The 13196-nt window shown below is 45.6% G+C and carries 12 protein-coding genes; 10 read left to right on the top strand and 2 right to left on the bottom strand.

The features are described from left to right. Nucleotides 1-107 precede the first annotated feature (107 nt). Entirely contained in the window at nt 108-1016 is a 909-nt protein-coding gene (locus tag OCU87_RS16645; RefSeq protein WP_062690308.1) for a DMT family transporter, read from the bottom strand. A gap of 270 nt (nt 1017-1286) precedes the next feature. On the opposite strand from OCU87_RS16645, the gene rmuC reads away from it, so the two are divergent. The 9 genes from rmuC (at nt 1287) to hemB (ending at nt 9309) form a co-directional block, all read left to right on the top strand. Further along, a complete protein-coding gene (gene rmuC / locus OCU87_RS16640; protein ID WP_062690309.1) occupies nt 1287-2819 on the top strand; it encodes a DNA recombination protein RmuC in 1533 nt (510 codons plus the stop codon). An 88-nt stretch (nt 2820-2907) separates the two neighbouring features. Beyond that, the gene (gene ubiE / locus OCU87_RS16635; RefSeq protein WP_094956043.1) at nt 2908-3663 is read left to right on the top strand and encodes a bifunctional demethylmenaquinone methyltransferase/2-methoxy-6-polyprenyl-1,4-benzoquinol methylase UbiE; all 756 of its coding nucleotides are present in this window, start codon (nt 2908-2910) and stop codon (nt 3661-3663) included. Nucleotides 3664-3670: 7 nt separating this feature from the next. Then, nucleotides 3671-4276, top strand: coding sequence for a ubiquinone biosynthesis accessory factor UbiJ (locus OCU87_RS16630; protein ID WP_062690310.1), 606 nt, complete (start codon nt 3671-3673; stop codon nt 4274-4276). 6 nt (nt 4277-4282) lie between these two features. Then, nucleotides 4283-5917 (top strand): ubiquinone biosynthesis regulatory protein kinase UbiB, encoded by a 1635-nt coding sequence (gene ubiB / locus OCU87_RS16625; protein WP_062690367.1) that lies wholly within the window; start codon nt 4283-4285, stop codon nt 5915-5917. Nucleotides 5918-5982: 65 nt separating this feature from the next. Beyond that, a complete protein-coding gene (gene tatA / locus OCU87_RS16620; protein WP_062690311.1) occupies nt 5983-6240 on the top strand; it encodes a Sec-independent protein translocase subunit TatA in 258 nt (85 codons plus the stop codon). Nucleotides 6241-6243: 3 nt separating this feature from the next. Next, nucleotides 6244-6585 (top strand): Sec-independent protein translocase protein TatB, encoded by a 342-nt coding sequence (tatB, locus tag OCU87_RS16615; RefSeq protein WP_062690312.1) that lies wholly within the window; start codon nt 6244-6246, stop codon nt 6583-6585. An 11-nt stretch (nt 6586-6596) separates the two neighbouring features. Continuing rightward, nucleotides 6597-7340 (top strand): Sec-independent protein translocase subunit TatC, encoded by a 744-nt coding sequence (tatC, locus tag OCU87_RS16610; RefSeq protein ID WP_062690313.1) that lies wholly within the window; start codon nt 6597-6599, stop codon nt 7338-7340. A gap of 64 nt (nt 7341-7404) precedes the next feature. Beyond that, entirely contained in the window at nt 7405-8193 is a 789-nt protein-coding gene (tatD, locus tag OCU87_RS16605) for a 3'-5' ssDNA/RNA exonuclease TatD (RefSeq protein WP_261857581.1), read from the top strand. Between the two features lie 60 nt (nt 8194-8253). Then, nucleotides 8254-9309, top strand: coding sequence for a porphobilinogen synthase (hemB, locus tag OCU87_RS16600; RefSeq protein WP_094956040.1), 1056 nt, complete (start codon nt 8254-8256; stop codon nt 9307-9309). 101 nt (nt 9310-9410) lie between these two features. Here the strand turns inward: hemB and asnC are convergent, their stop codons facing one another. Further along, nucleotides 9411-9872 carry a transcriptional regulator AsnC gene (gene asnC / locus OCU87_RS16595; protein WP_062690315.1) on the bottom strand — a complete coding sequence of 154 codons (462 nt, stop codon included), beginning with the start codon at nt 9870-9872 and terminating at the stop codon, nt 9411-9413. A gap of 162 nt (nt 9873-10034) precedes the next feature. Here asnC and OCU87_RS16590 point away from each other — a divergent pair, with 162 nt between their 5' ends. Continuing rightward, nucleotides 10035-13178: an ABC transporter substrate binding protein gene (locus tag OCU87_RS16590; RefSeq protein ID WP_261857580.1), complete on the top strand. Its 3144-nt coding sequence runs from the start codon at nt 10035-10037 to the stop codon at nt 13176-13178. Nucleotides 13179-13196: the final 18 nt, after the last annotated feature.

Genomic DNA, 13196 nt, shown 5'->3' with positions numbered 1-13196 from the left:
TTATTAATCCTTTATAACTAGACGCTTGGCTCCTTAAAGGCGCAGGGTCTCGACAACCCTAATACACTTTCGCCTGTCACCTATGTGACAGGCTTTTTTATGTCCATTTATTGGGAACGGTCAGATACAGCTTCGGGACTCTTTTTCCCCTTAAATTGCTGGATCACCAAGCCACAGACAATCAGAAGCAAACCGACTAAGGTGGATGGATGGATTTCTTCGCCAATAATAGTGGCTAATAACATCAGTGAAATAAACGGAGAGATGAAAATCAGGTTACTGATCCTGGCGGTATTTTGAGTGAGCTTTAGTGCATTGATCCACAAGACAAACGTAATCCCCATCTCGAACAAGCCCACATAGCTGACAGCGAGCCAACCTTGCCATGGGATCGACGGCCATTCGCCACTGTATAAGCTCAAGCTAATTGAAAAAGGCAGTGAGACTAAAAATCCAAGTAATACTCCGAGAACAGGATCGGCTTGGTTTTTGGTATTGAGGATCCAATACATTGCCCATAACAGCGTTGATAGCAATGCCAGCGCTACGCCTGTTGGGCTATCAAATTGTAAAGCGAATACATCCCCTTTCGTGGCAATTACGATAACGCCGAAATATCCGAGGGCACAGGCCGCCCAGTCTTGTTTACGGATCTTTTGTCCTAGAAATACTGCCGCCATTAATGTCAGCGTAATTGCCCAGCTGTAATTCAGTGGTTGTGCTTGCGACGCGGGTAGCAGCTCGTAAGCTTTAAATAACACCACGTAATAGGCAAACGGGTTGATTAAGCCCAAACAGAAATAATAAAAAGGGCGTTCAGCGAAAGTGCGTCCCAGTAAATGCAGTTTACCTTGCCAGTAGGCGATGCCTGTTAGCGCAATCGCAGAGACCACACTGGCTGCCACGACCATTTGAATGGGGGTGAAATAATCGAGAGTGATTTTAAAGGCAGTCGCTACTGTTGACCATAACAGCACAGCAGCCATGCCATAGCCGAGGGCATAACGTTCGTTCATTGTCGTCCTTGTTTACGATATCGCGTTATTCTTGTGGCACAGAGTTAATGCCAGTAAGGGATGATCGACAGTCTATGCGATTGTATTTCAGGCGACTAGAGGTCAAAACTTCAGGCTGTGACCCTTAGCGCACTCCATTCTACATTTCCATTTTGGTTTGTCTCTTCACCGTTATCTTGTTGGGTTCACCGCTTTAAGTGCTGGACATTTATCCAGTATCCACTTAGCCTTAAATTCAGAAATTATTGGTATTTTTCAGGGTTAAACATCATGACAGAGTGGCTTAGCGGCGACTTGCTATTCGCGGTTGCTGCCGCAACAGGAGCAACATTAGCCAGTGTAGTAACAGCACTGTGGCTGAATGGTAAACACAAACAGCAAATTGCACTCTGGCAACAACAGCGCACCGCTGATCAGCGTTTGGCCGATACCCGCGAGCAACAAATTCAACAGCAATTGAATGAACGCAGCCAAGAGTTGGATGAAACCGATGTTGATCGTGATCGTTTAAGTCATGAACTACGCCAAATGCATGCACGCTTAGCGGCTGCATTAGAGAAGATGCGGCATTTTGAAGCGCTTAAAAATGAAAAGCAGTACCTGACCGAGCAACTTGAAAATGCTCGAGGCGCTAATGCTGGCTTGGAAGGTGATTTACGCGAGCAAGAAGCCCGCCATTTTGAAGAGCAAAAATCGGCAGAAGAGAAAATTGCCTTATTAGAAAGCGCGGAAGAGCGTTTTCGTATTCAGTTTGAAAGCCTTGCTAATCGGATGTTTGAACAGAAAACACGAACCGTTGATGAACAAAATAAGCAGAGCTTAGAAAGCATTCTTTACCCGCTACGCGCTCAACTTGAAGGCTTTAAAAAGCAGGTCCACGACAGCTTTAGTGCCGAGGCGCGAGAGCGTCATACCTTGGTACATGAAATTAATAACCTTAAGCAGTTGAATGAACAAATGGCGCAGGAGGCGGTTAACCTAACTCAAGCGTTAAAAGGGGATAACAAAGCCCAAGGTAACTGGGGTGAAGTGGTGCTAGCTAGAGTGCTGAGTGAGTCTGGTTTACGCGAGGGTCATGAATACCAAACTCAAATTAGCCTAGAAAATGAAGACGGTAAGCGTTATCAACCTGATGTTGTCGTGCATTTACCGCAAAATAAAGACGTAGTGATCGACGCAAAAATGTCGCTGGTGGCGTATGAGCGTTACTTTAACGCTGAAACTATCGCCGAACGTGAACTGGCCATGAGTGAGCACACTGCCTCTATCCGTAGCCATATTCGCGGATTAAGCCGTAAAGATTACCATCAACTACATGGTGTCCATAGTTTGGATTACGTCTTGATGTTTATCCCGGTAGAACCTGCATTCCAAGCCGCTATTGAAGCCGACCCTTCTTTGATCCGTGATGCTATGGATCAAAATATCATGTTGGTGAGTCCAACTACCCTATTAGTGGCATTGCGTACAATCAACAACTTATGGCGTAATGAGCGCCAGAATCACAATGCCAAAGAAATTGCCGAGCGTGCGAGTAAGCTGTATGACAAATTGCGTTTATTTGTGACCGACATGGAAGGTGTTGGTGCTTCGCTTGAGAAAGCCAACCAGAGCTATCAAGGGGCGATGAATAAATTGTCTACTGGGCGCGGTAACGTTATCCGTCAGGCTGAAAGTTTTAAATCGCTAGGGGTCGAAGTGAAGCGTGATATTACACCAGCATTGGTTGAAAAAGCGTTGCCGTTAGATGAAAGTGGATCACAAAGTATCCCTCCAATATCAGCACCACGCGCATTGTCGTAAATGAATGTCGACATAACTTTGAGCAAACCGCGACCATCAAGTAAACTAGGCCAATTGTTTACACCCCAATCAGCATGACGGACATAGCATGACGGACACCACGCAAGATACAACTCACTTTGGCTTCCGCACTGTAGCCAAGGAAGAAAAAGCTAACATGGTCGCAGAGGTTTTCCACTCGGTAGCTGCGAAATACGACATTATGAACGACATGATGTCTATGGGTATTCACCGTGTTTGGAAGCGCTTTACGATTGATTGCAGCGGCGTTCGTCGAGGTCATCGTGTGCTTGACCTTGGTGGTGGTACTGGTGATTTAACCGCAAAATTCTCACGTATCGTTGGTGAAACTGGCCAAGTTGTTCTGGCAGACATCAATAACTCAATGCTAAAAGTTGGCCGTAGTAAACTGCGTGATAGCGGTATTGTGGGTAACGTTGGTTATGTTCAAGCAAATGCTGAAGAACTTCCGTTCCCAGATGACTACTTTGACTGTATTACGATTAGTTTCTGTCTTCGTAATGTAACAGATAAAGATAAAGCACTACGCTCAATGTACCGTGTATTGAAACCCGGTGGTCGTTTATTGGTACTGGAGTTCTCAAAGCCAGTATTAGAGCCGTTATCAAAAATTTACGATGCGTATTCGTTCCACTTGCTGCCTAAAATGGGCGAGCTGATTGCGAATGATGCCGAAAGTTACCGTTACCTCGCTGAATCTATTCGCATGCACCCAAACCAAGAAACGCTGGAAGGGATGATGCAAGAAGCCGGTTTTGAGCAAACAAATTATTACAACCTCACGGGTGGTATTGTTGCGCTTCACCGTGGTTACAAGTTCTGAGGCCCCTATGCCAATTGATGTATTTGTTACCGGCGTGGTTGAAACCTCGCTCAATACACTACTGAATGACGATGTTGAATCGCAGCGTCGTTTAGCCCGTTTACGTGGCAAAGTCATCAGTGTCACCATTAATGAAATGGGTAAAACACTGTACTTTGTGTTTAGTCAGCAATTGGATGTATTGGGTGCATTTGAAGGCGAGGTGGATTGCCAACTCGCGTTGAATTTAAGTGTATTACCAGAGTTGCGCCAACAGGCTAACCTGACGCAGCTCATCAAAGCCGACAAGCTATCATTGGACGGTGATATTCAACTTGCTCAACAGTTCTCTTCATTACTGAGTGGTTTAAAGCCCGATGTTGAAGAAAAACTGTCGCAGTATACTGGTGACGTGGTTGCTCATACCTTAGTACAGGGCGCGAAAACAGGTTTGAGCTTTGTCCAACGCGGCATTACACGTCGTCAGCGTGATTTAGCTGAAGTGATCACTGAAGAGTGGAAACTTGCCCCTCAAGCACTAGAAATCGCTCATTTTGCCGATCAGGTTGATGATGTAAAAACCGATGTGGCTCGTTTAGATGCGCGCATTAACCAGCTGTTAGAGCGTTACTAAACCATGATGACTTATTCCGAATTAAAGCGTCTATACCAAATTATCGAAGTGAAACTTCGATACGGTCTCGACGATTTCTTACCTGATGATCCCCGAGTGAAACTCCCGAAACTTGCCCGAAAATCTCTTTTTTGGGTTAAGAACCAACACGCGGATAAATCATTGGGTGAGCGCTTACGCTTAGCACTACAAGAGCTAGGGCCTGTGTGGATCAAGCTGGGTCAGATGATGTCGACCCGCCGAGATTTGTTTCCGCCACACATCGCCGATCAACTTGCCATGCTGCAAGACCAAGTTGAGCCGTTTGATGGTCGCTTAGCTAAGCAACACATGGAAGAAGCCTTAGGTGGGCCGCTAGAACAATGGTTTGATGATTTTGATGAAGTGCCATTGGCGTCGGCATCGATAGCGCAAGTTCACACCGCTATTTTGAAAGAAAATGGCCGTGAAGTGGTACTGAAAGTCATCCGCCCAGACATTCTGCCAGTGATTCAAGCGGACATTAAACTGATGTACCGCATGGCTGGGATTGTTTCTAGCTTGCTACCTGAAGCGCGCCGTCTGCGTCCGACAGAAGTGGTGCGTGAATACGAAAAAACCCTGCTCGATGAGCTGAATTTGATGCGTGAAGCGGCGAACAGTATTCAACTGCGTCGTAACTTTGAAGACAGCGATATGCTGTACGTGCCAGAAATGTTCACTGATTACAGCCGTGAACGATTACTTGTCATGGAACGCATATATGGTATTCAAGTTTCAGATATTGATGCGCTCAAAGCGAACGGAACAGATTTAAAGTTACTGTCAGAAAATGCAGTCACAGTCTTCTTTACCCAAGTATTTCGTGATAGCTTCTTTCATGCCGACATGCACCCTGGGAATATTTTCGTTTCGTATGAGCGACCTGAAAACCCACAGTGGATAGCACTAGATTGCGGTATTGTTGGTACGCTTAATCGAGAAGATAAGCGCTATCTGGCTGAAAACTTACTGGCCTTTTTCCACCGTGACTACCGTAAAGTCGCGGAGTTACATGTGGACTCTGGCTGGGTTCCACCAGATACTAATGTTGACGAATTTGAAGTTGCTATTCGAACGGTATGTGAACCTATTTTTGAGAAGCCAATTTGTGAAATCTCATTTGGTCATGTGCTGTTGAATTTATTTAATACCGCGCGTCGATTTAATATGGAAGTGCAGCCGCAGCTAGTATTGCTGCAGAAAACACTGCTATATGTAGAAGGATTAGGTCGCCAGTTATATCCACAATTAGATTTGTGGGATACCGCTAAACCTTTCCTTGAAGATTGGATGTCGCGTCAAGTTGGCCCGCAAGCCATCGTGGAAGCTGTAAAGAGTAAAGCACCATTTTGGGCTGAAAAATTACCCGAATTACCTGAATTACTTTACGACAGTTTGCGCCAAGGCAAAGCGATGAATCAGCGAATGGATAAACTCTATGACAATTTCATGGAGAGCCGTCGCAATCAAGGCCAAGCTAGATTCCATTTTGGCATTGGTGCAACTTTGGTTGTATGTTCTGCCATACTTTTTAGTAATCATGTTGAAACCTATCCGGCAGTCTCTGCTGCAATGGGCGTCACGTTTTGGTTACTAGGGTGGCGAGCTTGCCGCAAATAGCGGTGAGAGTACGTTGCAATATTAACTTTACGGTTTTAACCACAAAGAGCTGAGGTATAACAAGCATGGGTGGTATCAGTATTTGGCAATTATTAATCATTGCACTGATCATTGTTCTTTTATTCGGAACCAAAAAACTTCGTACACTGGGCGGTGATTTAGGCTCAGCAGTGAAGGGTTTCAAAAAAGCGATCGGCGATGACGAACAAGCTGCTGCTAAGAAAGATAACGACGCTGATTTCGATCAGAAGCAATTGTCTGAAAAAGAGGGTGAGCAAGTTCAATCTGGCCAGAAAGACCAAAAAGACAAAGAGCAGGTTTAATACGTGTTTGATATCGGGTTCTGGGAGTTAATACTGATCTCCGTTGTGGGATTAGTCGTACTGGGGCCGGAGCGTCTGCCAGTCGCGATTCGTTCTGTTTCGCGTTGGGTAGGTGCTGCTCGTAATATGGCAAACTCGGTTAAAGATGAATTGTCTCAAGAATTAAAGATTCAAGAGCTACAAGAAAATCTTAAAAAAGCCGAGCAAATGGGGATGCAGGATTTATCGCCTGAATTGCGTGACTCTGTCGATGAGCTGAAAAAAGCCGCGTCAGACGTGCAGCGTCCTTATGCTGATAAAAAAAGCGAGCAATCCTCAGCCACGACTTCTCAAAAGCAGGAGTAGATTAGATCACTATGTCGACAGTCGAAGAGACGCAACCTCTCTTTAGCCATTTGCTAGAGTTGCGAAATAGACTATTGCGTTCGCTACTGAGTGTCTTGGTGGTATTTCTGTGTTTAGTATGGTTCGCCAACGACATCTATGCCTTCTTGTCAGCCCCTTTGGTAGAAAAACTACCTGAAGGTGCCAGCATGATTGCAACAGATGTGGCGTCACCGTTCTTTACTCCGATAAAACTGACCTTAGTCGCCTCGGTGTTTGTTGCTGTGCCTATGATTTTGTACCAAGTTTGGGGCTTTATTGCACCGGGCTTGTATAAGCATGAGCGTAAGCTGATCATGCCACTATTATTCTCTAGCTCACTGCTGTTTTATGCCGGTGTGTCTTTTGCGTACTTTGTGGTATTTCCATTGGTGTTTGGTTTCTTCACCAGCATTGCGCCTGAAGGGGTGCAAGTAGCAACGGATATATCCAGTTATCTCGACTTTATCCTCGCGCTGTTCATGGCGTTTGGTATTGCATTCGAGGTGCCTGTTGCGATTATCTTGTTGTGCTGGACGGGAGCCACTGATCCTGAAAGCTTACGTCAAAAGCGTCCATACATTGTTGTAGGGGCGTTCGTGGTAGGTATGATGCTGACACCACCAGACATTATTTCGCAAACACTGCTTGCAGTGCCGATGTGTATTTTGTTTGAAGTTGGCTTATTCTTCGCGCGTTTCTATGTCCGTAAAGATGTAGACGCTGAAGAAGAGTGATAATTGCGACAATGAAAAAACCGGCTTTTAGCCGGTTTTTTGTTTTTTAAGGAAGCAAAAACCAATGATTGATATTGGCGTAAATCTAACCAATGCGCGATTTGATAAAGATCGTGATGAAGTGATAACGCGAGCTCAAGCGGCGGGTGTGACGGGGCTGATATTAACGGGAACCAGTATTGAAGAAAGCCAGCAGGCATGGCAAATGGCTGCACAATGGCCAAACTATTGTTTCAGTACGGCAGGGGTGCACCCCCATGACGCTAAGTCAGTGGATGATCTAACACTCCCCGCTATCCGTGCTTTAGCTGCCAAGCCTGAAGTGGTGGCCATTGGTGAATGTGGCTTAGATTTCAATCGTGACTTTTCTCCCCGTCCCCAGCAAGAAGCGGTGTTTGAAGCACAACTCGCGCTAGCGGCAGAATTGAACATGCCCGTTTTTATGCATTGTCGCGATGCTCATCAGCGCTTTATTGATATTCTTTCCCCATGGCGCGATAAGTTACCTGCGGCGGTTCTGCATTGCTTTACGGGCAGTGAACAAGAGCTACGAGAATGCCTTGCACTTGATCTGCATATTGGCATTACGGGGTGGGTATGCGATGAACGCCGTGGTACCGAGTTGCGGGATATTGTTCGCCATATCCCCGATAATCGCTTGATGATCGAAACCGATTGTCCATATCTTTTACCGCGTGATTATCGACCAAAACCCAAATCGAGTCGTAACGAACCTCAGTTTTTACCGCATATAGCGACAGTGATTGCGGCATGTCGTGATCAGCAAGTCGCTGATGTAATGATGAATTCTCGTGCTACAACCCAAGCATTTTTTGCGATCGAACCATGCTAAATTTATCGACAGTGGTATTATCGAACTAGATTGCGAATCAACCTATACAAGGAGTAGGCCGTGTCTGTATCTATTCAGGGCGCGTTTCCAGCACGCCGTATGCGCAGAATGCGTAAACATGACTTCAGTCGTCGTTTAATGGCTGAAAACCAGATCTCCGTAAACGATCTGATTTACCCAATGTTTGTTCTTATGGGTAAAAATCGTCGTGAAACGGTAGAGTCGATGCCGGGTATTGAGCGTCTGTCGATTGATCTGATGCTCCAAGAAGCGGAATATTTAGCGAAGCTTGGTGTACCTGCGATAGCCTTATTCCCAGTCGTTTCCCAAGACTTTAAAAGCGTTTGTGCCGGTGAAGCTTACAACCCAGAAGGTTTGGTACAGCGCGCCGTGCGTCTGTTAAAAGAGCATGTGCCAGAGATGGGCGTGATTACGGATGTGGCATTAGACCCATTCACCATTCACGGCCAAGATGGCATCATTGATGAAGATGGTTACGTGATCAATGACGTCACCACTGAAATATTAATTAAACAAGCACTATCACACGCGGAAGCGGGTGCCGATGTGGTTGCACCATCAGACATGATGGATGGCCGTATTGGTGCCATTCGTGAAGCGCTTGAAGAGGCGGGTTTTATTCATACCCAAATCATGGCGTACTCAGCGAAATATGCGTCTAACTATTACGGTCCGTTCCGTGATGCCGTCGGTTCGTCGGGTAACCTCAAAGGTGGAGATAAGAAAACCTACCAAATGGACCCAGCGAATTCAGATGAAGCACTGCATGAAGTGGCGATGGACATCAATGAAGGCGCTGACATGGTGATGGTGAAGCCAGGCATGCCATACCTAGATGTGGTTCGCAGAGTGAAAACCGAACTGAAAGTACCGACGTTTGCTTACCAAGTATCTGGTGAGTATGCGATGCACATGGCGGCAATCCAAAATGGTTGGCTGAAAGAGCGAGAGACCGTATTGGAATCGCTTATGTGCTTCAAGCGTGCAGGTGCAGATGGTATTTTGACTTACTTTGCGAAGAGCGTTGCAGAGTGGTTGGCTGAAGAAGCGGCTGCTCGTCAGGCAGATGCTGCATCTATCAGTGGCGAACAATAATATTCGTCTCTTGTGCTTACCATAGTAAGACGTAAAGACTGAATATATAGCGAGCGATGAGGATCACCTTGTCGCTCGTTTTTTTTGCTAACCATTTAACGTTAAGGTTTTACGTTTCGATTGATCGGATTTTGCAATGAGATCAGGGTCTCAGTCGATTGCACTTCATCAATCGCTTGGAGCTTATCAATCAACACGTGTTGTAATTCTTCAATTGATCTACACATCAATTTGACGAAGATGTTATATGCCCCTGTGGTGTAATAAGCTTCAACCACTTCATCGAGGTCATTGAGTTTTGCCAAGGCTGAATGGTAATCACGGGCTGCATTTAAGTTAATGCCAATAAAACAACAGACATCGTAACCGAGCAGCTTCGGATTCACGACCACCTCGGTTCCCGTAATGATCGCCGCTGCGCGCATTTTTTCTACCCGCACGTGCACCGTTGCAGGGCTAACATTGAAACGCTTAGCCATCTCCGCGTATGGTGTACGGGCATCGGTCATTAGAGCATCTAAGATATCGCGGTCGAGGTCATCTATCCGTGGTAGCGGGGTCATCGTTATTTACCATCCCTTGGTTTATACCTGTGCGAGCATCTTTTATACTGACGTCGGATCGGGTGTGATTGAAAAATATACTTATGCATTCTGCGATAATGTAGATCTAAAGGCTACAGTAAAAATACTTAAGCAATGAATTAAAGGATCACTGGCAATATTATGCGCTTTCTTCTCTTGTTACTTTTTCCTGTGACCTTTTCCACTTTTGCGGCTCCGCCTAAAACCTTAGTGATCCACTCCTATCATCAAGGGCTTCGCTGGACTGATTCACTGCAAGCGGGTTTAGAAGTGGCGACTAATTCACGTGATATCCCCTTCAGTATTAGCTATATGGACAGTAAGCGTTATCAGTCGCCAAAATATCTAAATGAACTGCTTGATGTCTATCGTACAAAACTGCAAAAAGAAAAATATGATGCGATTGTCGTAACTGACGATCATGCTTTATGGCTAGTGAACCAGCTTGGCGACTATGTAGGGGATACCCCTGTGGTGTTTGGCGGTATTAATAATTATAACGCCCAAAAACATAACAAAATTAAACATGTTGTCGGTGTGCTTGAGTTATCTCGGGCGGTTGAGAATGTTAAGTTAGCCAAAAGCTTACAGCCGAACCTTAAGCGTTTATATGTTTTAGCCGATCGAACTTATACCGGGCAAGAGTTGTGGCACGATGTAGAAGAATATAAGCGTAAAGCTCCCAGTCTTGATATCGAATTGATTAAATTGCCTAACTATAAGTTTGATGATGTGCTGGACTTTGCCAGTGATTTACCACCCGATTCAGCGATCATCTTGCTTGTGTATTTTAAAGATGGCGATGGTCAGTTTCGGGCCAGTCGAAAGTTTGTTAAGCAGCTAACAGAGAGAGCATCGGCACCTGTTTATGTGATGTATAACTTCATGTTGCAGTATGGGGCGACAGGCGGGGTGGTGACCAGTGGTTATGACCTGGGCACTATGATGGGTAAATTACTCAATAATGTCTTAGACGGTGATATCGTCAGCTATCCAGTATTGCAGTCGAGTCCGAGCCAGTTGATGCTCAATTATCCAATGTTAGAGAAGTGGGGGATTGATGTTGATAACGACCAAGCGTTATTGCTTAATCAGCCGCTGACTTGGTTTGAACGTCACAAGAAAGAACTCAAAACCATGCTGTTTACCATTTTGGTGATGGGGCCTGTGATTATTTTGTTGTCTCTTATGATCCGCCGCCAGCGTAAGAGCGAACATCAATTGCAGCAAAGTCAGGCATTATTTGAAGGGGTGTTTGATCAAAGCTTTCAATATATCGCGATCTTGGAAACGCATGGCAGTTTAGTCTCTGCGAATCTAGCGCTACAGAATTTATTAGGCCGCAGCATCATTAAGTATGATCGCCCACTATGGCGTTGGGATTGTTGGGATCAAGATGGGGCATTGCAGCTTAGCCAAGCTTTCCTCTTGGCACAAAGCGATCAAATGTCACGCTTTACCGCGGAGCTACAAAGCAGCGATGGCGATCGCTTGATGTTAGATATCACCATCAAAAGCATGCCATTTGATGAGGCGGGTTCTGGCCAAATGTTATTTGAAGCGCGGGATATTACGGCTCGCAGCCAGATGGAAGATAAACTGCGCGATCGTGAGGTGAGCTATAGCCTGTTGTATGAACAGCAGCCCGTTATTTTACTGACTATTGATAGCCAAGCGCGCATTCAATCGGTCAATCAATTTGCAGCCGATCTTCTGGGTTACGATAAACGCCAGCTACTTGGTCATAAAGTCACGGATTTCTATTTGGATAGCACCGCTATTCCTCAGCAATTTGTTGCGTCGGCCGCTCAAGAAAGTGATCAAAAAGTATGGCGTCGTCAGTTGCAGTATCGCTGTGCTCGCGGTGATACAGTCTGGATTCGTGAAACCATCCGTCCAGCTCAATCGAAAAAACAGTTGTTGATTGTGGGAGAAGACATTACCTCTACCCATCAGCTGGAAGCCAAGTTGGCGTATCAAGCATGCCATGATTACCTGACGGATTTGTTTAACCGATCTTACTTTGAACAGCAATTAGAACGGGTCTTGTTAGACGTGTGCGACAAAGGTGCGCGTCATGCCATGTTCTATATTGATTTAGACCAGTTCAAAGTGATTAACGATACCGCAGGGCATGAAGCTGGTGATGAAGCGCTAAAGCAAGTGGCGTTAATGCTACAAAGCATCACGCCGAGTAAAGCGACCTTAGCCCGATTAGGGGGCGATGAATTTGCCGTGATCTTACGTCACTGTGATGCTAGCGATGCCCTCGCTTTTGGTCGGGAAATTCTATTGCTGCTTGATGAATCTGAATTCTATTGGCAGAACTCTCGTTTTAGTTTTAGTTGCTCGATTGGGGTGCGTTTGATTGATGAAACGGCAGGTTCACCCCAGCAAGTTCACGCCCAAGCGGATACCGCATGCTACGCCGCCAAAGATGAAGGGCGTAATCGCTTACACCTCTACCATCCGGATGATGAAGAGCTAAAGCGTCGTGAATTAGAAATGGAATACGTTAATCATATTCGTGACGCCTTGGCTGAAAAGCGGTTAGATTTATATGCGCAGCAAATCTCGCCGTTAGGGGGCGAGCACGGTAAGCATCATTATGAAATCTTGGTGCGGATGCGTAATCAAGATGGCTCGATGGTCTCGCCTGGATTGTTTATTCCCGCGGCTGAGCGTTATAACTTAGCGCACTTGATCGATCGTTATGTGGTGCAAGAAGCGATTGGATGGCTGCAAGCAAACCCGAAAGCTATCGAGCAGTTAGAGCTGTGTGCGATAAACTTGTCGGGACAGTCGATGGGCAATCGTGATTTTGTTGAATTCTTGATTGATCGTATTCGCCATTCTGGGATCCCTACTGAAAAACTCTGCTTAGAAATTACTGAAACCGCGGCCATTGGTAACATGAGTGAGGCGATACAACTCTTTACTCAATTAAAATCGTTAGGCTGTTTAATTTCGCTGGATGATTTTGGGTCAGGGCTATCATCGTTTGGCTATTTGAAGCGGATGCCGGTCGATATTATTAAAATCGATGGTATGTTTGTCCGCGATATTGCCGAAGATGAGATGGATTTTGCGATGGTAAAAGCGATCAATGAACTAGCCAAAAAAATGGGTAAGAAAACCGTGGCAGAGTTTGTTGAAAATGAAGCCATCTTGGCGAAGCTGCAAGATCTCGGGGTTGATTACGCGCAGGGCTATTTATTTGGCAAACCCCAGCCGTTAGCGAAACTGGTGGCAGAGTTGAGCCAAGACCAAAATGCGGTGGTATAATCCCGCCCCTTATTCTGA

Origin of the sequence: Photobacterium sanguinicancri (genome assembly GCF_024346675.1) — a bacterium.
Classification (GTDB): Bacteria; Pseudomonadota; Gammaproteobacteria; order Enterobacterales; family Vibrionaceae; genus Photobacterium; species Photobacterium sanguinicancri.
The sequence above is the reverse complement of the archived record's forward strand: the minus strand, read 5'-3'. Positions and strand labels throughout refer to the sequence as shown.